At 49.1% G+C, this 20,161-nt stretch carries 14 protein-coding genes; 6 read left to right on the top strand and 8 right to left on the bottom strand.

Annotated features, from left to right (window positions below; translation table 11 throughout):
- The first annotated feature begins 4 nt into the window (after positions 1-4).
- Both AB6805_RS04325 and AB6805_RS04320 read left to right on the top strand, forming a co-directional pair.
- Complete coding sequence (locus AB6805_RS04325; RefSeq protein WP_370908228.1) at positions 5-1,102, top strand: glycoside hydrolase family 26 protein; 1,098 nt, start codon at positions 5-7, stop codon at positions 1,100-1,102.
- 98 nt (positions 1,103-1,200) lie between these two features.
- The gene (locus AB6805_RS04320) at positions 1,201-3,276 is read left to right on the top strand and encodes a hypothetical protein (RefSeq protein WP_370908227.1); all 2,076 of its coding nucleotides are present in this window, start codon (positions 1,201-1,203) and stop codon (positions 3,274-3,276) included.
- Here the strand turns inward: AB6805_RS04320 and AB6805_RS04315 are convergent.
- The 6 genes from AB6805_RS04315 to nirB all read right to left on the bottom strand — a co-directional run bounded on the left by AB6805_RS04315 (position 3,251) and on the right by nirB (position 13,862).
- Positions 3,251-4,723 (bottom strand): rubredoxin, encoded by a 1,473-nt coding sequence (locus tag AB6805_RS04315; RefSeq protein WP_370908226.1) that lies wholly within the window; start codon positions 4,721-4,723, stop codon positions 3,251-3,253. The two genes, AB6805_RS04320 and AB6805_RS04315, sit on opposite strands and share 26 nt — an antisense overlap.
- A 2-nt stretch (positions 4,724-4,725) precedes the next feature.
- Entirely contained in the window at positions 4,726-8,223 is a 3,498-nt protein-coding gene (locus AB6805_RS04310; RefSeq protein ID WP_370908225.1) for a molybdopterin-dependent oxidoreductase, read from the bottom strand.
- A 20-nt stretch (positions 8,224-8,243) separates the two neighbouring features.
- Positions 8,244-9,533 (bottom strand): MFS transporter, encoded by a 1,290-nt coding sequence (locus tag AB6805_RS04305; RefSeq protein ID WP_370908224.1) that lies wholly within the window; start codon positions 9,531-9,533, stop codon positions 8,244-8,246.
- Positions 9,534-9,551: 18 nt separating this feature from the next.
- Positions 9,552-10,874 (bottom strand): alginate export family protein, encoded by a 1,323-nt coding sequence (locus AB6805_RS04300; RefSeq protein WP_370908223.1) that lies wholly within the window; start codon positions 10,872-10,874, stop codon positions 9,552-9,554.
- 85 nt (positions 10,875-10,959) lie between these two features.
- Entirely contained in the window at positions 10,960-11,337 is a 378-nt protein-coding gene (nirD, locus tag AB6805_RS04295) for a nitrite reductase small subunit NirD (RefSeq protein ID WP_370908222.1), read from the bottom strand.
- A gap of 26 nt (positions 11,338-11,363) precedes the next feature.
- Positions 11,364-13,862 carry a nitrite reductase large subunit NirB gene (gene nirB, locus AB6805_RS04290; protein WP_370908221.1) on the bottom strand — a complete coding sequence of 833 codons (2,499 nt, stop codon included), beginning with the start codon at positions 13,860-13,862 and terminating at the stop codon, positions 11,364-11,366.
- 185 nt (positions 13,863-14,047) lie between these two features.
- Here nirB and cobA point away from each other — a divergent pair, with 185 nt between their 5' ends.
- Positions 14,048-14,833, top strand: a complete 786-nt coding sequence (gene cobA, locus AB6805_RS04285; RefSeq protein ID WP_370908220.1) for a uroporphyrinogen-III C-methyltransferase — start codon at positions 14,048-14,050, stop codon at positions 14,831-14,833.
- A complete protein-coding gene (locus tag AB6805_RS04280) occupies positions 14,820-15,515 on the top strand; it encodes a Crp/Fnr family transcriptional regulator (protein WP_370908219.1) in 696 nt (231 codons plus the stop codon). The genes cobA and AB6805_RS04280 overlap by 14 nt, the downstream gene beginning before the upstream one ends.
- A 67-nt stretch (positions 15,516-15,582) precedes the next feature.
- Here AB6805_RS04280 and AB6805_RS04275 read toward each other — a convergent pair whose 3' ends face one another.
- The gene (locus AB6805_RS04275; protein WP_370908218.1) at positions 15,583-16,251 is read right to left on the bottom strand and encodes a Crp/Fnr family transcriptional regulator; all 669 of its coding nucleotides are present in this window, start codon (positions 16,249-16,251) and stop codon (positions 15,583-15,585) included.
- A gap of 110 nt (positions 16,252-16,361) precedes the next feature.
- Here AB6805_RS04275 and AB6805_RS04270 point away from each other — a divergent pair, with 110 nt between their 5' ends.
- On the top strand, positions 16,362-18,161 hold the full coding sequence (locus AB6805_RS04270; protein ID WP_370908217.1) for a chloride channel protein: 1,800 nt from the start codon (positions 16,362-16,364) through the stop codon (positions 18,159-18,161).
- A gap of 118 nt (positions 18,162-18,279) precedes the next feature.
- Positions 18,280-19,290, top strand: a complete 1,011-nt coding sequence (locus AB6805_RS04265) for an MBL fold metallo-hydrolase (RefSeq protein ID WP_370908216.1) — start codon at positions 18,280-18,282, stop codon at positions 19,288-19,290.
- Between the two features lie 3 nt (positions 19,291-19,293).
- Here the strand turns inward: AB6805_RS04265 and AB6805_RS04260 are convergent, their stop codons facing one another.
- Positions 19,294-20,130: a class I SAM-dependent methyltransferase gene (locus tag AB6805_RS04260; RefSeq protein WP_370908215.1), complete on the bottom strand. Its 837-nt coding sequence runs from the start codon at positions 20,128-20,130 to the stop codon at positions 19,294-19,296.
- Positions 20,131-20,161 lie beyond the last annotated feature (31 nt).

Genomic DNA, 20,161 nt, shown 5'->3' with positions numbered 1-20,161 from the left:
CAACATGAAGTTAAGAACCGTCATCACTGCTGCATTGCTGGGCGCCCTGCCGGCGCTGGCCCAGCAGCAGCCAATCGATAAAAAGGCGACACCGGAAACCAGGCAGCTGCTGCATAACATGTCGGCGCTGCTGGATAAAGGCGTCATCCTCGGCCACCAGGACGACCTGGCCTACGGCATGCAATGGGCCTACAAAACAGGGGAGTCTGATGTGAGAAGGTTAACGGGGCAGTACCCCGGCGTGTTCGGTTGGGAACTGGGGCGCCTGGAAAAGGATAGCACCCATAACCTGGATGGCGTTCCTTTCGATTCTATTGTGGTATATATGAAATGGGTATACGGAAACGGCGGCATCAATACTTTCAGCTGGCACTTCAACGACCCGGTTACAAAAGCCACCGCCTGGAGTACTGATCCGAACACGGTGAAAAGCATTATCCCCGGTGGTGCGCATCACGCGGCTTACAAAGCTTACCTGGATAAACTGGCTGTTTATCTTCATAAAATAAAAAATAATAAGGGAGAAGAAATTCCTTTATTGTTCCGTCCGTTTCATGAACATACCGGTAACTGGTTCTGGTGGGGCAAATCGTCCTGCACACCGGAAGAGTTTAAAGCCATCTGGCAGTTCACCGTCAACTACCTGCGCGATGTGAAACAATTGCATAACCTGTTGTATGCTTATTCTGCCGCAGATTTTGCTACAGAAAAAGAGTACCTGGAACGCTATCCCGGTGATGCATATGTGGATGTGCTGGGCTTTGATGCCTATTGTAATAAAGACGTAGCCTATTTTGTAAAAGATCTTAACAACCGGTTAAGTATCCTTCAGCAAATAGCCGCCAAACACCACAAAATACCGGCACTCACTGAAGTGGGCAACATCAATACGCCACAGGCGGAGTGGTGGACAAAAACATTTCTGCCCGTACTGGAAAAATATAAGATGTCGTATGCACTCTTCTGGCGCAACGGGCCAAAGGAAGGCGCTTTCATACCTTACGAAGGTCAGGTGAGCGCAGCAGATTTTATTAAGTTTGCCACACAACCACCGGTGATTTTACTGAACCAGTTACAAACCACCGCTGTTTATAAAAAATAGCAGGTTGTTTTCAGGACAATTATATATTTTGTAGGGGAGAGATGATTACCGTGGAGGTAATGATTTCTCCCTTTTCTGTATTTAAATGTCCACGTGTTATGTCCTTCTTTAAATATATTATCAGCTGTTGCTTTCTTTACCTGCCTGTAGCGGCGCAGGTACCGGTTGACCTCCATGCGTACAAGCCCTCTGGCGAAGTAAAGGTAAGCGTAGCAGATCAACAGCTCACCGCTGTGTGGAATGCCGGCGCTAATACACAAGCGCGTATTGTACTGAACATGGAACAGCAAAACCCGCTTATTCACAGCCTCAGCTGGAACACCGGTAAAAAAGAATGGCAGCAGGTGGCATCCGGTTTGCAACCGGTATTTTTCCTTACCACCGGCAAACGCGACCTGGTTTCACAAAACGGATGGAATATCTTCTTTGATAAAACGGATAAATTACCACGTACCACTTATCCGGTACGATTGCAGAAAGACAGTGTAACCGTTATTACAGATGGCTCCCGCACGGTATTGCGGGTGGCAGGCGCTACGGCCGGTCCGTTTAACGGCGTGGTGGAAATAACCCTTTACAACGGCAGCGGGCTAATGAATATAGCCGCCGTGATGACCACCCAAAATGATTCCACCGCGATATTATACGATGCGGGGCTAACGGCCACGGATATACCCTGGCAGCAAATTCGCTGGTCCGATCCTAAAGGCGTGATGAAGTCAGTGCCGGCAGTAGCAGGTACACAAAGTACCAACGTAGCCGTTAAATACCGCACCATCATCGGTGAAAGCAAAGCCGGCAGCCTGGCATTATTCCCTGCACCGCACCAGTTCTTTTACCCCTTGGATAATTGCTTCAACCAATCGTTCACCTGGTACGGAAATAATTATAATAAAGACGCACCCGGCTACGGTATCGGTATCCGGCAGGAACCGGCGGGAGATAAAAGATGGGTGCCCTGGTTTAATGCGCCTCCGGGAACGGCGCAGCGCCTTCATTTCTTTTGTTTGCTCAGCAACACTGCCGCAGGGCAAACGTTGCAGTATGTTCGCCGCTATACTCACAGTGACGTCTATACGCCGCTTCCCGGATACTATACGATGAGCAGCCATTTTCACCAGGAGCATACCGCAGATGTATTAAATAAGCTGCCGATGCCGGAAATTCCGGCCTTCATAAAAGCTTTTCGTGAAACAGGCGTGAATATCGTCCACCTGGGTGAATTCCACGGCCCAGGCCATCCCCGCGGTCCGGAAAATGAACGCTTCCTGGAACAGCAAACACTATTCAAAGAGTGCGAGCGATTGTCTGCCGGAAATTTTTTACTGCTCCCGGGTGAAGAGCCCAACAACTTCTTCGGTGGCCATTGGATGAACATCTTTCCCAAACCGGTTTATTGGGTGATGGATCGTAAACCGGCACAGCCTTTTGTAACCAATGATCCAACTTACGGGAAGGTATACCGTGTAGGCAATAAAGAAGAAATGCTGCAACTGCTGCAAACGGAAAAAGGCATGGCCTGGACGGCCCACGCACGTACCAAAGGGTCAACAGGCTTCCCTGATAAATATAAGGAAGAAGCATTTTTTACCTCGCCCCAATTCATGGGCGCCGCCTGGAAGGCTTTGCCTGGCGATCTTTCGCAGCCTTATCTCGGCAAGCGGGCACTGGATCTGCTCGATGATATGGCCAACTGGGGCTTGCACAAAACAATGATTGCAGAAGCAGATCTTTTCCGCATCACGCCGGAAGATGAACTGTACGGACATCTCAACGTAAACTATCTTCAACTGGACCACCTGCCTGCTTTTAAAGAGGGTTGGCAACCTGTGCTGGATGCCATGCAGCAGGGAAAGTTTTTTGTAACCACCGGTGAAATACTGTTACCCGCTTTTACGGTAAATGGGAAATCTTCCGGCAATACCATCTCCGCTGCAAAAAAAGGAATCGTGAAAGTAACTGCCAGCTGGACTTTCCCGCTTAACTACGCGGTAATCATCTCCGGTGATGGGAAAGAGGTTTACCGGGAAAAAATTTCACTGCATCAGACGCAATCTTTCGGGTCCACCACATTTACATTTAATACTAACCTCGAAAACCGTAAATGGGTACGGTTTGAATTATGGGATGTTGCCGCCAACGGCGCATTTACACAGTGTGTGTGGATAAAGTAGCGGGATGTAAATCCGTCTCGTTGATCGCTTTAAATTCGTCTAACGGTGATGAACATACGGAACAGCAGTAATCCTCCGGTAATTCACTGAATGCAGTACCCTCGGGGATTTGCTGTTCCGGATCACCGGCGGCATCATCGTACACCGTTAAGCACACCTGGCATTGATGTACTACCCGTTCAACAGCGGCAACAGGCGCCAGTGATTGCTGTTCGGTTACATAATGCTGCAATACATCCGCCTCGCTTTCCCGTTCGTAAAAAGTTCTGCACAACGCTACAATGTATGGTCCCAGGTGCTCTTTGGAAACACCTTCCCGGTATAACAACAACTGCGCGGAGTTGGCGTTGTAACCCGCCGTATACAGAATGTCGTAACGCTGCATATATTTCAGCTTGCTGCCATGCTTGTTTTCCTGCTTACGGATCACTACCGTTCCAAAAAGACTTGCCGGCCGGTTAATCCTTACACTGAAGCACAAACCATAGGTACGCACATCGGCCGTATCAAAGTAACGGATGATATGACGTTTCAGCACGAGGCCATCTTCACAGTTGTCTTCTACCTGCCAGTTTAATTCATTCGCCGCATGGCGCACATTGATGCCATATTTCCCTAACACATAGTCCCAGAGCTTACGGTGAGCCGGTTCAATATTTTTTATGATCAGCGACTTCCACGGTGTGGCATACAGCTGCCCGATGCGTGTTTCCAGGCAGATGGTACATACTTCTTTCAAAAAAGCAATCGGGAAATCTTCATCCCGCCGGTAAATACCTAACCAGTAACTATTTTCGAACTTATTAAAACCTTCGTAGTAGGGTAAATGGAAAGCCGGCAGATCGGGTTCCTTCTCCTTCGGACGGCCAATATAGCTCGCTACCTGTTTCACCTGCTGGTACACTTCCTCCGGCGTATCGCCTTCATTGATGCTTTGTTCCAGCTGCTTGCTCATGGCAGCAATGTTATTGGTATAGATCAGCTCCGGCCAGGCGTACAGCTGCTGGCTTCCCGGCATGCGGATATAGAGGTACCAGTAATGCAGGCTGCCTGAAGAGATCCAGTTGATATGCCCGGTGAACAACGGTACAAATGTTTGCTGACTATCGCAGATATTGATTTTCAATGTGGGCGTATAGTCGAAGCCGTTAAATACATCTTTATAAATTCCTTCACTCAGCCAGCTGTCGTGGATAAAAATACCGGCGGCAGGATAGGAGCTCATGATATTAGGCTGGTCGGCTATAGGCAACTGTTTATCTGCGCAGTTCTTTTTAAAGGCAGCTAAATTTTTATCCGGTATATCTACGAGTAGTTGTTGCCGTAAGCCAAAGCGCACATGCGTAGCCTGCGCTGCCGCCGCTGTTTCCAGCAGCTCCAGCAGGTATCCCGGTGAAATAATGCCACCGGTGAAATTAACGGGTAAAGTATGCGTGTGTTTAGCCATAATTATACGAGTGCTGCCACGGTTTTCTGAATCGATTTTTCCAGCAGGGTCTTTATTTCTGATTTGCAGCTGCCACAGCCCAGTCCGGCGCCGGAGGCCTGGCAAAGCTGTTGCAGGTTATCGCAACCTCCTGCTATTTTCTCCGTAATATTTCCTTCGCCCACATTGCCGCAGGAACATACCAGCCTGCCAATCACCGGTGTTCCTTTTTTACCGGAACGAAGTAACTCCAGCCGCTTGTCTGATAACTCGATCTTTTGCTGGATCAGATCCCTGAATTCTACAAACTCCGATTTGTCGCCAATCAGGATGGCGCCCACCAGCCGGTCCTGGTGAATAATACATTTCTTATAATAACGTTTCGCCTTATCTATAAAAACAACCTCTTCATAAGCCGGGTCTTTCGGTGTTTCCACCATACCAAGCGAACAAAGATCAGTGCCATGCATCTTCAGGATGTTCATAAACAGCGAACCCTGGTAATAATTGCTGATGTCGCCGTTAAGATAACGGGCCACTACTTCCGCCTGCTGTTCTGCAGCGGCAGTGATGCCGTACAAGGTGCCATTGAAAGCAGCAATCTCGCCAATAGCATAAATTTCCGGATCACTGGTCTGAAGATATTCATTCACCACTACACCGCGGTTGCACTCCAGTTGCGCCGCCTGGGCCAGTTCTATATTAGGTACCGTTCCTATAGACATTACCACCGCCTGGCAGGGAATGTACAAACCACTTTTCAGCTGAATGCCTTCCAGTTGGTCCTGCCCGGAGAAACGGTTAATTTCATCATTGTAATAAATCTCAATACCCCTGTCGGTAAGTTCTTCATAAAGAAGCTGCCCGCCCAGTGTATCCAGTTGCCGGTCCATTAACCGGGAAGTGCGTTGTATAACGCCAACGTCTATATTAATTTCTTTGAGAGATGCTGCCAGCTCTATCCCCAATAATCCACCCCCTGCTATCATTACTTTCCCTTTGGAGGGATCTATATGTTGTTTGAAGGCATCTGCATCCATTCGCGTGCGCATGGTGAAAATGCCCGGTATAGGCGGAATATCACGTAGCGTGGCGGCCCGGCTGCCGGTGGCCATCAGCAGGATATCATACGTATGTACTTTTCCGTTACTGTCGGTGAGCAACTTGTTGGTACGGTCGATATGCGTAATACTGACCCCCCTGTGCAAGGTAATATTATAGGCTTTTTCTTCTGCACGGGTCATCTTCACCAGCTGTTTCCATTGCTGGGTACCGCTGATATAATCCGGAAGCATTACCCGGTTGTAAAACGGCAGGTCCTCTTTACTGAACACCACTATTTCATCTGAGGTGTTTAGTTCCCGGTACGACTTTACAAATCCGCAGGCGCCGGCCCCGGCGCCTATTACCACAATTTTTTGTACCGGCTTCCGGTAGCGTGCTACCTGTACCGCTGCGTATTTAAAATCCGGCTGTTTGGAAATCGGGTCAAGCAGCGGGCTGGTCAGGTTATTGGCGCGGTGAAGATCGTTTTGAAGGATTTTTCCCCAGTGCATCGGGAGGAAAACAACTCCTTTTTTGATGGTGGTGCTGAGCTGGGCTTTGACCCGTACGTTACCGCGTCCATTGGTAACGGTAACAATATCGTCTGCCGAAATGCCACGTTGCCGCGCATCTTCGGGATGTATTTCAAGGAAGGAGGAGGAAATATGCTGCTTCAGCTTACTTACCTTACCCGTTTTACTCATGGTATGCCACTGGTCGCGTATGCGGCCGGTAGTCAATATCAGCGGCAGCTCATGGCTGAGCGGCTCTGACCTGTTGTCATCGTCAAAACTATGTATCACCGCCTTTTCATCCGGGGTGTAAAACCGGTGGTCGCGGAACAGGCGTGGCGTGCCGTTACCCGATTGATAGGGCCACTGCACGCTGCGCTGTGCCTTTATAATATCATAGTTCAGTTCACTTACATCAATATTGGTTCCGGCAGTAAGCCGGCAATGTTCGTCGTATATTTCTGATACATTCGTATAGTCGAACCCGTGATACCCCATTTTTTGTGCAAAGCGGCAAATAATCTCGGCATCCGGCAACGCTTCGCCAGGCGCATCATTTACTTTGGAGAGATAACTGATGCGGCGTTCTGCATTGGTCATGGTGCCTTCTTTTTCCGTCCAGGCTGCGGCGGGCAATACTACATCTGCATAGCGCAATGTTTCCGGTTTGCTGGAAATTTCCTGTACCACCACGTACTTCGCCTTTTGCAGTGCTGCTTCGGCAAAGCGGGCGTCGGGTAAACTCACCAGCGGATTGGTACACATGATCCATATGGCTTTCAGCCGTCCGTCATTCAATGCGGTGAACATCTCGGTGGCAGTAAGGCCCGGCTTATCAGAAAGCGCTGTGCCTCCCCAGAAAGCCTGTACCTCTTTGCGGTGCGCAGGGTTGTTCAACACCCGGTGTGCAGGCAGGAGATTGGATAAACCGCCCACTTCGCGGCCACCCATGGCGTTAGGCTGACCGGTTAAGGAAAAAGGACCGCTGCCGGACTTGCCGATATGCCCGGTGATCAGGTGCAGGTTAATAAGACTAAGATTTTTATGCACACCCACCGAGCTTTGATTCAGTCCCATTGTCCAGAAGGTCATGAACCCGGTGGCATTGCCAATATAATCTGCTGCCCGGTGAATATCTTCTGCTGTAACACCGCAAATGGCCGCCGCTTCTTCTATGGTGCGTTCCATCACGGTATCCTTGTACTTATCAAAACCATTGGTATGCGCTTCTACAAAGGAGCTGTCGGTAAAGCCGGCAGTGATGAGCGCCCTGCCTATAGCATGATGCAATACAATATCGGTACCCGGGTTCACCTGCAGGTGCAGATCGGCCAGCCCGCAGCTCTGTGTAACCCTCGGGTCACTTACAATGATTTTCATGGCGGGGTTGGCTGCCTTCGCGGCTTCTACCCTGCGCCATAAAATAGGATGGCACCAGGCCGGATTGGCGCCTGCTACAAAGATGCAGTCGGCCTGCTCTATATCATCATAGGTGCCAGGCACAGCATCTTCTCCCAAAGCCATTTTATAAGCAGCTACTGCGCTGCTCATACACAACCGCGAATTGGTATCTATATTGTTGCTGCCAATAAATCCTTTGATCAGCTTATTTACTACATAGTATTCTTCTGTAAGGCATTGCCCGGATGCGTAGAAGGCTACGGCATCCGGACCATGTTTTTTGATAATGGCTGCAAATACAGCAGCAGTTCTTTCCAATGCCTGGTCCCATGTAACCCTTTGCCGTGGAAGGTTACGGTGATACCGCATTTCAGGATACAACAACCTGTCTGATGTATCCATCACGGTATAATGCAGGTTCATACCTTTGGAACAAAGCATGCCCTTGTTAACCGGGTGTGTTTTATCACCTTCCACATGCAGCTTGCCCTGCCGGTCTTTATGTACCACTATTCCACAGCCTACGCCGCAGTAACAACAGGTGGTTTTGAATGATGCTTGCATGCTAAAGGTTTTACAATGATTTATGATACCGCTACCGGTGTTCTTACCGGTGCTTCCTCACTGGCAGGCTGCCGGGTAAAGCGCGTGAGCATTACAATACAGGAAATGCCAATCACCACATAACCGATATACGTGAACGCCTGTACGTAGCTGATGCTGTCTGATTTAAACAGGAAGCCGAACATCATACCACCCAGGTTTCCCCCGGCGCCAACGATGCCGCTTACCAGCCCCGCATTTTTTTCGTTAATAAAAGGCACAATCCCGTAAGTGGCGCCATTGGCCATTTTCAGGAACAGTGCAAAGCTCAGCATCGCTATGATAGCTACTACCAGTGATCCTGCCTGCGCAAATAACAATAATCCGATTCCTTCCGCCAGCAGCATCAGGGCCAATAACCATCCTTTCCCCTTCATGCCAAATCTGGCGCCTGCCTTGTCTGAAATAATGCCTCCCAATGCCCGTGCAAACAGGTTCATAAAACCAAAGATGCCGGCCCAGAACCCTGCGCTGCCCTGCGAAAGTTGAAATGTATCCACAAAATGTAAAGAGGCGACATTATCAAAAGTGATCTCCATGCCAAAACACATTCCGTATGCCAGTGTCAGCGCCCAGATGCGCCAGTCGGCCAATACCGACCAATCTGTTTTATTATCCCTTTTATTATAACCAATCTCATCAAAATTTCCGTTAGGTGTATCTTTTGTATAACGGTAATACAGATACGCTACACCGAGCATCATCACTCCCGGCAATATCATCGCATACCGCCACGCTTCGGGCTTGGTATAACCAAAACCAACAATCGCGGCAAATATCACCGGCATCACCATGTTGGTAACGCCCCCGCCCAGGTTGCCCCAGCCGCCGGTAATCGCATTGGCGGTGCCTTTGATGGCAGGGGCGAACATAAGGGAGGTGTGAAACTGCGTAATAACAAAGGAACCGCCTATAACGCTGATGGCTAAACGGAACAGCATAAAGGAAGTATAGTCTTTTGATAACCCTACCAGGAATACCGGCAACGAACCTATCAGCAGCAGCCGGATGGCGGTTTTGCGTGGTCCCCAGGTATCACAGAGCCGGCCAATGATCAGCCGCGCTATGATAGTGCCGGATACGGAAGCAATGATGATATTACCTACCTGCGATTTGGTTAAACCGAGATCCGTGCGAATGGTAGGCATCAGCGGCGCCAGCCCGAACCAGCCAAAGAAGCAAACGAAAAACATGAGCCACGTAATATGGAACGTGCGCATCTGTATGGTATCAAGACTGAATATTTTTAATTTATCTAAAGGAGCAGCCATGTGTTGTGTTTTTACAGGTTATTTAATCAGAAATTCGGGCCGGATATTAACCGATATGTATGCCCAGTTACTGTTTGGAGCAGCGTTCTTTACATTTTTAACAGTAGGGGAAGACAGGGTAGCAGTACTCCAGAAGTGACTGTAACCTGCTTCCAGGCCTATCATTTTGGTAAGTGTGTAATTTGCCGTTACATCTGCTTCTGTTCCAAACTGTTTATTCATGCCCGTTACATCGGCTGCACTGAAAAACTCGTGTACGTCGCCGGTCAGCGCCCAACGCGGTCCCGGCTTTAGTTTTGTTTTTACGTAATAATCCTGTAATCCCTTATTCCCAAATCCGCTCGCCACATAGAAATAATCCATATTACCCCAGAACTTATGGGGGGTGCCATACAGCGGGTCAAAATCAGGACTGATATAATCTGCGCCGGCGCCTGCGCTGAAAGTTTTATTTACACTATAAAAGAAAGAACCGGAAAGTAAACTGCCGCTCACCGTTTGTCCGTTCCCGTTGGTACCAAACTGATGATACGCGGCAGCTGTATAGGTAAATTTGTTAAATGCCTGTGTGTAAAATAACCCGGTGGTCATACGGGTATTTACAGCGCCTTCATATACTTTTACGGCCACATGCTCTACACTGTCGATGTGGTATTTTGAAAACTGATCCGTCAGGAAAAGAAAAGATAAGTTGCCCTTGTTCAGCTTCCTGGATACATAGGCGAACTCCAGGCTTTTGTACATGTTGCCGCCATTAGTGTTCGCGGTATAATTACCGGGAGGCGTGGCATTGTACACACTGCCGCTGGCATTTTCTTTATTCTGGTTAAACGCGGCGCCCACATGCAGGGTCCACGCATTACTTTCATACTTTAAGACCGCTGCATCGTGACGGCGGCCCTGCTGCAGCCAGTCGAGGTTTCCCAGCAAACGGCTGTCGTCATACACTAGTTCCTGGCGGCCGATTTTCAGAGAAAGGCTCTTATTCTTCACCACCGTATCTGTCAGCAATATTTCTGCCCAGGCTTCATGCAGCATAAACCCGTTATTATCCGGGGTGGTAGTACGGTTAATGGTGGATCCGTCTTGTCCCCATACACGTACATCCTGTACTGTTAGTCCCAGCTTGATCCGGTAAGCACTGAATCCCGCCATTAACCGGGTGCGCTGGGAAGTAAAAAAAGCGGGTGCGGTGCCTTCAGGCTGCGGAGCGCCTTGTCCGTTACGTAGTTCGGTGCGGGTCCTGAGTTGCGCACCGAGAGAGAGCTGGGCATAGCCGTACTGCGATAACAGCAGTCCGGGAAGTATCAACGATACCTTGCCTGGAAACCATTTTTTCATGTAACTTTGGTTGATTTTGAATGAGCCAATCATTTCAGGATCAGAAGCCCGGTTAGCCTGCCAGCTACCGGGTTTCGTTTTTTTATTATACACCTGCCATCTCCATCTCAGCTTCTACGCCTATATACACCATGTCGTCCACGATCTTTACAGGGTAGGTAGTGAGGGAACATTCGTGTTCATCAGACAGGCAACGGCCATCTTTCAGAGAGAATGTTTTTTTATGAAAAGGACAGGCTACTTTAGGCTCGTCTTGTACAGTGCCGGTCATGCCGCGGCTGAGCGCCATCTGCTGGCGGTGGGGGCAAAGGTTCTGCGTGGCATACCATTCATTTCTGCGGGCAAAAAAGAACAGCGCTATCTGCTCCTCCTTATACTTTACGCAAACGCCGCCATTGGTAGGTACATCTGATGTTTTGCAGGCGAGGAACCAGCTGGTAGTAGTTGTGTGAGTAGTAGACATAGCAGTATATTTTTTGTGTAAAGAGATTATTTCCATTCTGCGGCTTTCTTCTGGGCGCGCATCGTTTCAAATTTTACAGTAGGGTCTTTATCAGCCGGTGCATTTACGAAGTGCGAGAAACGTTTACGCAACTCAGGATTTTCCACCACTTCGCGCCACTCGCATTTGTAGTTGTCGACCAGCAGCTGCATTTCTGCTTCGAGCTGGGCGGCGATACCAAGACTGTCATTCAGCACCACATTGCGTAAATAATCCATGCCGCCATCCAGCTTGTTGAGCCAGGTAGCTGTACGGGTAAGTGGATCAGCAGTTTTGATGTAAAACATCAGGAAGCGATCGATGTATTGGATACAGGTTTCACTGTCGATGTCTGATGCGAGCAATTGCGCATGCTGCGGTTTGGAGCCGCCATTACCGCATACATACAGGTTCCAGCCTCTTTCTGTGGCGATGATGCCAAAGTCTTTCGACTGCGCCTCTGCACATTCCCGGATACAACCGGATACCGCCGATTTAATTTTATGCGGCGCCCGCAATCCGCGGTAGCGTTCTTCTATCCGGATGGCGAAACTCACACTGTCGTGCAGTCCGAATCGGCACCAGGTGGAGCCTACACAGCTTTTTACCGTGCGGAGTGCTTTACCGTAAGCATGACCGCTTTCAAAACCCGCCGCAATCAATTCTTCCCAGATATTGGGCAGATCGCTGAGGTGCGCGCCAAAGAGATCGATACGCTGTCCGCCGGTGATTTTCGTATAGAGGTTGTATTTAGTACCGATCTGACCAATCACTACCAGTTTTTCCGGCGTAATTTCTCCGCCGGGAATTCTGGGTACCACGGAGTAGGTACCACCTTTCTGGATATTGGCGAGGTAGCGGTCGTTGGAATCCTGCGCAGTGTCGTTGCCTTTATCAAGGATCATGTCGTTCCACAAACTGGCGAGGATAGAGGCAACTACCGGTTTACATACTTCGCAGCCTTCGCCGTTGCCGTAGTGGTCCAGTACTTCATCAAAGGAACGGAGTGATTTTACTTTAATCAGATCCAGCATTTCCTGGCGGGAGTACTGGAAGTGCTCGCAAACCACGTTGCGGATGTATTTGCCCTGTGCCTTCATGGTGGCGGTGATCAGGTCTTTCACCATCGGCGTACAGCCACCACAGCAGGTGCCGGCTTTAGTACATTTCTTTACTTCGTCCAGCGTTTCAAAACCGTCGGTTACCACCTGGCAGATGGCGCCTTTGCTGACGCTTTCACAGCTGCAGATAATCGCCTCATCCGGAAGGGCGGTAACGCCGGCGCCGGTATCAGCACTGCCGCTTCTGTTACCCAGTAATAAATCTTCTGGGTTAGCCGGCAGGGCCAGTTTGTTTTTGGTGGTTTGCAGCAGCATGTTGTAGGCAGCTGCATCTCCTATTAATATACCTCCCAGCAGGAACTGGCCGTCCTGGGTGATGTTGATCCTTTTGTAGGTGCCTTTGAATTTATCTTCAAATACTATACTGTGACAGCTTTCCGGGGCAGGGAACGGGTCGCCGAAGCTGGCCACATCCACCCCGATGAGTTTTAATTTGGTACTCATATCGAAACCGGTGAAGGCTTTGGCTTCACCGGTGATATGGGAGGCGGCCACTTCTGCCATTTCATAGCCCGGGGCCACCAGGCCGTAGATCATGTTGTTGTAAAGTGCGCACTCACCGATGGAATATATAAAGGAGTCACTTGTCTGCATCTGCTCGTTTACTACAATTCCCCCGCGCGGACCAACGGTGATGCCGGCAGCACGTGCGAGCTCATCCCGTGGTTTAATACCGGCAGACACTACGAGGATATCTGTCTCCAGGATGGTATCATCGGAAAACTGTAAACCTGTTATGGCCTCTTCACCCAGTATTTCACGGGTGTTTTTGCCGGTAAGCACTTTCAGTCCAAGACTGGCCAGCTTGTTCTGCAGGATGGAGGATCCTTGTTCATCTATCTGGCGTGGCATGAGGCGGGAGGAAAATTCCACCACATGCGTATTGTTAATACCGAGGTCCAGGAGTGCTTTGGCAGCTTCCAGTCCCAGCAATCCACCGCCTATTACAGCGCCGCTGCTGGCTCCCGGGGCATAAGCCTTCATCATTTCCAGGTCTTCTATAGTGCGGTAAATGAATACGCCTTTTTTATCCATGCCGGGTACCGGCGGTACAAAGGCGGCCGAGCCGGTGGCCATTACGAGGTAATCGTAGGTTTCCACGATACCTTTATATGACTGCACTGTTTTATTGATACGGTCAATCTGCAATACCGGGTCGCCCAGGTGCAGGCGGATGCCTTGCTCTACGTACCAGTCGGCGGTAGCAAGTAGCAGGTCGTCGGCTGTTTTGCCGTCAAACCAGGAGGTGAGATGTACGCGATCGTAGGCGGGACGGGGCTCTTCTCCAAATACAACCAGTTCAATCGGGGTGTCGGCAGATTTGGAAATGATCTTCTCACAAAATTTGTATCCCACCATACCGTTTCCTATTACTACTATTTTCATTCGATTATATTTAAGGATCAGAAATCTTGAATTATATTATAAATTAATTAATATAATAGTATTTTTTGCTTTGGAGATGATTTTTAAGGTAGGTGTATGATGTTAATTATAAAATTAAGCGTTTTTGTTTTAATTTTAGGCATGCATAGCTGTTAAATAATCACATAATTTTAAATATCATATGTATGCAGGTATCAAATCCATTTCTATCTTTAGTAGGAGCAGGACCCGGAGATCCTGAAATGATCACGCTGAAAGCGATTAATACCATCCGCCAGGCCAACGTTATATTATATGATGCATTGGTAAACGAATCACTGCTCACTTATGCTTCGCCAGGCGCGGTAATAAAGTTTGTAGGTAAAAGATATGGTTGCCATGCGCTCTCCCAACAGGAAATAAACCACCTGATCGTGGAAATGGCATTGGCCCACGGTCATGTGGTCCGGCTCAAAGGCGGCGATCCGTTCATATTCGGCAGGGCGGTGGAGGAAATTGAAACCGCCAGGAAGCATGGGATCAAAGTGGCCATCATACCAGGGATCTCCAGTGCAGTAGCAGTACCGGCATCTCAAATGATACCGCTTACCTGCAGGGGCACGGCGGAAAGCTTCTGGGTAACCACCGGCACTACCCAAAGCGGCGATATTTCGAAAGATATTGCCCTGGCGGCGCGGTCCACCGCCACCGTAGTCATATTAATGGCCATGAGTAAACTGGAAGCGATCATGGATATTTTCCAGGCACACGGCAAAGCAACCACGCCGGTAGCCATTATCCAGGATGGCACCACGTCCCGGCAAAAAATGGTGACCGGCACCGTAAAGGATATCACCTGGCGGGCACAGGCGGCCGGTATGGGAAATCCTGCTATTATAGTGGTAGGAGAGGTAGTAAAGCTGCAATCCCTGCTGGCAGATGAAACATTACAACAATTACAAAACAGTAATACGATACATGAAGAAAGATAAACAGGGCTGTGATGGTAAAACTTGTCTCCTTTGCCGGCTATCCCTGAAAGAGTGGGCCCCGGCAACAGCGTTGTACCGGAAAAACTTTTCGTTGAACAAAGGAGAAACCCTGTTTAAAGAAGGTGATAAAGTAGAAGGTATCTACTTTATTTATGAAGGCCGCATGAAAGTACATAAACACTGGGGCTCTGAAAAAGAACTCATTGTCCGCTTTGCACAAAAAGGCGATATCGTTGGCCACCGCGGCATAGGTGGTACGGAACACCATTACCCCATATCTGCCACCGCCCTGGAGCCGGTAAAAGTTTGTTTTATAGAGATGGATTTTTTTCAGGCATCTCTTAAAATCAATCACGACCTGCTGTACGAACTGATGCTGTTTTATGCACAGGAACTGCAAACGTCCGAAAAGCAGATGCGCAACCTCGCACATATGTCCGTTAAAGGCCGCATGGCCAATGCCCTGATACTGCTGCAACAAAAGTTTGGCTTTAACAAAGACGGGTTTATTGATCTTGCATTGAGTAAACAAGACCTGGCCTCCTACATCGGGGCTACTTATGAAACCACTTTCCGGGTGTTGAATGAATTAATAGAGGAACGGTTGGTAGCAGTTTCAGGAAAAAGTATCACCATCCTGAATGAAAACAAGTTGCTCAGGCTTACGGAAACCAGTGCCTGAGGGCATTTCCGGATCAAGTCCACCTCATCGTCGTATCAACGCCGGGCTTACCTCCTCTTAATCCCCACTAAACAATATACTTACGCAGTTTCTTCTCGTTTAATATCGTAATCGCCCTTCCCTCCGCGGTAATCAGTTTCTCTGCCATAAATTCCTGCAAATTGCGGTAAATAGTTTCATAGGTGGTGCCTGCAAAAGCAGCGAGATCCTGGCGGCTGATCGTAAAATGAAGCGCCTTATGCAACCGGCTGAGTTCCAGCAAAGCATCCGCCAGCCTGCCTTTTACATCCATATGCACCAGGTTGCGCATCTTCCTTTCTGCCTCCTGTAATTCGTCGGCATAAAATTGCATCAGCTTCAACGCCAGGTTGGGGTTCACTTTCAGTGATGCCTCAAAAAAAGACAGTTCCGTATAGCATACCGTGGTATCTTCCAGCGCAGTGGCGGAAACCGTATACAGCCGCTCACCGCTGCCTAGCCCCCGATGTCCGAGGATATCACCTTTTTGTGCAAAGCGGACAATGAGTTCTTTTTCAGAGCCCCATTGCTTGTGCACCTTTACGTTGCCGTCATACAAAAAAAAGATCCCTTTTACCGGGCTGCCTTCCTGGAAAATTGTTTCATTCTTTTTATAAAAAAGATGCTGCCTGTGATCCGATACCGCTGCAATCCATTCAGGAATGCTGTACTGGCATAAAAAACAGGTGTTCAGATCGCAGGTTCCGGCTTTTTTCATGACTGCAATACTAGTGTTTTTTTGTGTTTTTGGAAGAAAAAATAGGTTTTAATATGATTTGAATCATATTTTTGCATTGTTTTAAAGATACAATTGTCATTTTATATAGTATGAATCATAAAAAAGAGCAAAAGTTTGCCGGAAATATGTCGCGGAGGGTATTTTACCTGAGCCTGCAGGCATGTATCAACGCCCTGGTTATAGGCGTAGTGGCAAAAGCACTGGTGTTGCTGATCAGTCTTATTACCAACCTGTCGTTTTACGGTAAATTTTCATTTGAAGAAGCAGGGCCCGCAGGAAACAACCTGGGTATGATCGTAATAATAGTTCCTATCATAGGTAGCCTGATAGTAGGCGTGATGGCGCGTTTCGGCAGTAAAGCCATCCGCGGTCACGGTATCCCGGAAGCCATGGAGAACATCATTGGCAATGAAAGCAAGATCCCGCCGGTGATTACCTTGCTGAAACCCATATCCGCTGCTATCTCAATCGGCACAGGTGGTCCCTTTGGTGCGGAAGGCCCTATCATCGCCACCGGTGGCGCCATTGGCTCCTTCACCGGCCAGGTGATCCACATTTCTTCTGCAGAAAGAAAAGTATTACTGGCCGCCGGCGCTTGTGCTGGTATGGCCGCTATTTTCGGCAGCCCGCTGGCCGCTATCCTGCTGGCCATTGAATTATTATTGTTCGAATTCTCTCCCCGCTCAGTGATTCCCGTGGCCATAGGCTGTATCGCCGGCGCCGGTATGCACATCCTGTTATTCGATAGCAACCCGGTTTTTGCTATGCCCCCCATCCCTGCCGTAACCGATATTGCCCTGGTCACTTATGTGCTGATGGGCGCTGTAATTGGCGTAGTCGCCGCTTACGTGTCGAAGTCCGTTTATTTCGTGGAGGACCTGTTTGAGAAATTACCCATCCACTGGATGTGGTGGCCGGCACTCGGCGCCATCGCGGTGGGTGTGATCGGCTACTTCGCCCCGCACACCATGGGAGTGGGTTATGATAACATCAAAACGCTGTTGACCGGCAATGCACCGCTGGCGCTGCTGGTATCGCTTTGTATCTTTAAATATCTTTCCTGGGTAATTTCCCTGGGTAGCGGCACTTCCGGCGGAACACTGGCGCCCCTGTTTACTATTGGCGGTGCTTTTGGCGCCTTACTGGGTGTGGCCGTGATGCAATTATTCCCCGGCAGCGGCATCAATATTGCTACCGCGGCATTGATTGGTATGGCCGCCATGTTTGCCGGCGCTTCCCGTGCATTGCTCACCGCCATTGTATTTTCGCTGGAAACAACCGGGCAAACACATGGCCTCCTGCCGCTGATAGCCGCCTGCACAGCCGCTTATTTCGTATCGTTCTTTCTTATGAAAGGCAGCATCATGACGGAAAAGATCCGCCGCAGAGGTGTTGCCACCCCGGAAGAATATACCCCTGATATGATGCAGCTGATCAATGTGGCGGCCGTTGCCACACAACCTCCTGTTACATTACAGGAGCAAATGACACAGGCGCAGGCAGACCAGTTATTGCAAACCGTCTTTTACCACTATCGTTACCTGCCGGTAACAGATAACGCCGGACAGTTTAAAGGCTATGTTAACAGGCAGCAGTTGTCGGCCGGAAGCAATACGCCTGTCCGCGAGCTCCTGGAGTCATCTGCACCATACCTGTATCCCGCCGATAATATCAATCTCGTTACAGAACTCTTCGATAGCTACCCGCCGGATATCCTGGCGGTACTCGACAAAGGAAAGAAATTGACAGGCATCGTTACTGCCGATGGCGTGCTGAGAACCTATGGTGAACGCCGCAAGGCCACCGCAAAGTATCATTCTGCTTTCTATGGCAATACCCGCCTGCTGCGGTTAATGGCCCGGGGAAAACGATTGCTGGCACGATCTTAACCTGCCGACATAAAGGTTAAAATGTGGGTCCGCTCTTTTGAGCGGGCCTTTTTTTATACCGGGTAAAATATTCCTCCGCACTGTCCGTCTTCGTATAAAAGCTTCTTAACTTTAATACATGCAGCGGAAATTACCTTCCATAGAAGAAAGAATACAACACTCGCAGAACTTCCGGAACGGGGCGTTTCAGAACCTCTCCGTTACGCCGATGAAACCTGACGATGTTACCTATTTTACCATGCTCCGCAAAGTACTGCGACGCCCGGCGGATGTTCGCCCCCCGGGACCGATGCCCACGGTGCACACCAACCTGAAAACATTATACTCGGAAAAACCGGTGGTCATATGGTTTGGTCATTCGTCGTACCTCATCCATGTAAAGGGCTTTAATATATTGGTAGACCCGGTGTTCAGCGGCAGCGCATCCCCCATGTCATTTATGGTAAAGGCTTTTCCGGGAGCAGATGCCTATACGCCCGCTGATATGCCGGAAATAGATCTCTTGATCGTCACTCACAATCACTATGATCATCTTGATAAAAAAACATTAGCACAGCTGAAACCACGTACAAAGCGCATCTATACCAGCCTTGGCGTTGGTCACGATTTACAGCGCTGTGTGGCAACAGGCAACAACGTGACGGAAATGGACTGGTGGGAAACCCGTGAAATTGCTGCAGACATCACCCTAACGGCTACGCCTGCACGACATTTCTCCGGCCGCGGATTCAAAAGAGGTGGCAGCCTGTGGTCTTCTTTTGTACTGGAAATTTTTGGGTACAAGATTTTTATCGGGGGAGACTCGGGATACGACACGCATTTCAAAGCCATCGGTGATAAATTCGGTCCCTTCGATCTCGTGATACTGGAATGCGGACAATACAATGATTACTGGCCTTTCATCCATATGAAACCGGAAGAAACCGTGCAGGCGGCTGTCGACCTGCAGGCAAAAGCCCTGCTGCCGGTACACTGGGGTAAATTTGTGCTGGCTATGCACGCCTGGAATGATTCCCCGAAAAGAGTGACCGCCGCCGGTGCACAAAGAGGGTTGCTGGTTACCACTCCCCGCATAGGAGAGCCGGTAACCATAGGCGCACATTATCCGCAGGAACACTGGTGGGAGTAATACTTATATCCGGAAACTCACCATTTCCACAATACCTTCACCGGGTGCATGAAACAGCTGATTGCCCCAGGTGAGTCTTTTTTCCGTTTCGCACAAAGGCTCCACTGTTTCCAGTATGCCATCCAGCTGATACAGCAATCCTGCCATGTCTGCACGGTTATTCACATTGATGGGCCGGCCAATATAGCTTTCCAGCACCTCTTTTACCGCTTTGTGATGAGACAAAAAATTTGCAGGCACCTCTTCTTCAGATAAAGAATAATCCAGCATTACCAGGTTGTGGTGAGACTGCGTTTTAAATAGCTGCATCACCTGCACAAATGCCTGGTTGGGGATGTAGTGAAGCACACCCTCAAAAATGATGATAGCAGGAATCTCTTCCCGGTAGCCATTTTTCAATAATTTATTCCATAGCAGCGCCGTGTCTGTTATATCGCATTTGATGAAAGCGATCAGCGGATTGCCCGGAATAATTTCTTCGTATAGCCGTTGCTTTTCTTCAATATATCCATTGTCTACTTCTATGATCCGGCTGATCTGTTGAGGATAGTTTTCCAGGAGATATAAAGATAAAGGGTCCAGTCCGGCGCCCAGGATAATCACCTGTTGCCCTGCAAATTCAGGGATGCGCCCGCGCAACATCCCGCGGATGCTCTGTTTGCGCAGGCAGATCATATCTGTAACAAATGGATATTGCCGTTTCAGCTCATCATATAAACCACTGGTTTCACTGAAATCGATCGCTTCCATATATTGTTGTTGCAGCGGAGAGGTGTACAATTGCATGGCTGCTTCCAGCACCAGGCGGGAAGTGGAGGGTACTTTTAGTTTTCCGGTCATTTTGAGGTGCATTTACAATAAAGCTAATATA

It is taken from the genome of Chitinophaga sp. RCC_12, from assembly GCF_041360695.1.
Taxonomy (GTDB): Bacteria; Bacteroidota; Bacteroidia; order Chitinophagales; family Chitinophagaceae; genus Chitinophaga.
The sequence above is the reverse complement of the archived record's forward strand: the minus strand, read 5'-3'. Positions and strand labels throughout refer to the sequence as shown.

What these genes read in the sequence shown, in the direction of transcription:
- AB6805_RS04260 (WP_370908215.1), bottom strand. Translation starts at nt 20,130, where the DNA reads ATGACCGGAAAACTAAAAGTACCCTCCACTTCCCGCCTGGTGCTGGAA.
- AB6805_RS04275 (WP_370908218.1), bottom strand. Translation starts at nt 16,251, where the DNA reads ATGAAAAAAGCCGGAACCTGCGATCTGAACACCTGTTTTTTATGCCAG.
- AB6805_RS04305 (WP_370908224.1), bottom strand. Translation starts at nt 9,533, where the DNA reads ATGGCTGCTCCTTTAGATAAATTAAAAATATTCAGTCTTGATACCATA.
- cobA (WP_370908220.1), top strand. Translation starts at nt 14,048, where the DNA reads ATGCAGGTATCAAATCCATTTCTATCTTTAGTAGGAGCAGGACCCGGA.
- AB6805_RS04265 (WP_370908216.1), top strand. Translation starts at nt 18,280, where the DNA reads ATGCAGCGGAAATTACCTTCCATAGAAGAAAGAATACAACACTCGCAG.
- nirD (WP_370908222.1), bottom strand. Translation starts at nt 11,337, where the DNA reads ATGTCTACTACTCACACAACTACTACCAGCTGGTTCCTCGCCTGCAAA.
- AB6805_RS04270 (WP_370908217.1), top strand. Translation starts at nt 16,362, where the DNA reads ATGAATCATAAAAAAGAGCAAAAGTTTGCCGGAAATATGTCGCGGAGG.
- AB6805_RS04315 (WP_370908226.1), bottom strand. Translation starts at nt 4,723, where the DNA reads ATGGCTAAACACACGCATACTTTACCCGTTAATTTCACCGGTGGCATT.
- nirB (WP_370908221.1), bottom strand. Translation starts at nt 13,862, where the DNA reads ATGAAAATAGTAGTAATAGGAAACGGTATGGTGGGATACAAATTTTGT.
- AB6805_RS04310 (WP_370908225.1), bottom strand. Translation starts at nt 8,223, where the DNA reads ATGCAAGCATCATTCAAAACCACCTGTTGTTACTGCGGCGTAGGCTGT.
- AB6805_RS04280 (WP_370908219.1), top strand. Translation starts at nt 14,820, where the DNA reads ATGAAGAAAGATAAACAGGGCTGTGATGGTAAAACTTGTCTCCTTTGC.
- AB6805_RS04320 (WP_370908227.1), top strand. Translation starts at nt 1,201, where the DNA reads ATGTCCTTCTTTAAATATATTATCAGCTGTTGCTTTCTTTACCTGCCT.
- AB6805_RS04325 (WP_370908228.1), top strand. Translation starts at nt 5, where the DNA reads ATGAAGTTAAGAACCGTCATCACTGCTGCATTGCTGGGCGCCCTGCCG.
- AB6805_RS04300 (WP_370908223.1), bottom strand. Translation starts at nt 10,874, where the DNA reads ATGAAAAAATGGTTTCCAGGCAAGGTATCGTTGATACTTCCCGGACTG.